Origin of the sequence: Chryseobacterium artocarpi, from assembly GCF_001684975.1 — a bacterium.
GTDB classification, from domain to species: Bacteria; Bacteroidota; Bacteroidia; order Flavobacteriales; family Weeksellaceae; genus Chryseobacterium; species Chryseobacterium artocarpi.
In genome coordinates, this window is sequence record NZ_MAYH01000018.1 from 1 (window position 1) to 692 (window position 692).

1 pseudogene is annotated in these 692 nt (G+C 34.7%); it reads left to right on the top strand.

The features are described 5' to 3' along the window. Positions 1-608 (top strand): annotated as a pseudogene (locus BBI01_RS22780) (hypothetical protein); the annotation flags it as partial. Between the last annotated feature and the right edge of the window lie 84 nt (positions 609-692).

Here is a 692-nt window from a genome sequence, read left to right on the forward strand (position 1 = left end):
CAGGTTCCACAGGTTCCGGTGCAACAGCCAACATAGACTCTGTTGGATACTATTACTTTGATGGAAATCTTTGGAATAAATTTTACAAACAACAACCCTGGCTGGTACAAGGAGGAACAGGTGTGGCTACAGCAAATACACAAAATATTTATCAAACAGGGAATGTTGCTATCGGTTCAGGATCAACTGCCCCTACTTCAACAGCAAAATTATACGTAGCTGGTGATGTGGAATCTACAGGCAAATTCATCTCAAATTCATCTGTGTACGCTGATTATGTTTTTGAAAAGTATTTTACAGGATTTTCTGAGTTAAAGAATGATTACAAGTTCAAACCGTTAAACGAAGTAAAAGACTTTGTTAAAAAAAATCATCACTTACCTGGGGTAACACCCGTTGGTGATATCAAAAAAGATACTAATGGCTACAAGGTGGATCTTTCAGCTTTAACGATGCAGCAATTAGAAAAATTAGAAGAATTGTACCTGCATGTCATTGAACAGCAAGAACAAATTAATACTAAAAACCAAGAAATTGAAGCTTTACAGCAAAACCAGACTCGTTTAGAAAAGCGTTTATTGAAACTAGAGCAGCATGTCACTAAATAAACCCTTTAAACACATTTATCATAATGAAACAATTTAAGTTTATAAAAGCTTTAGGGGTTATATTGCTATCTTTATTAGGATATA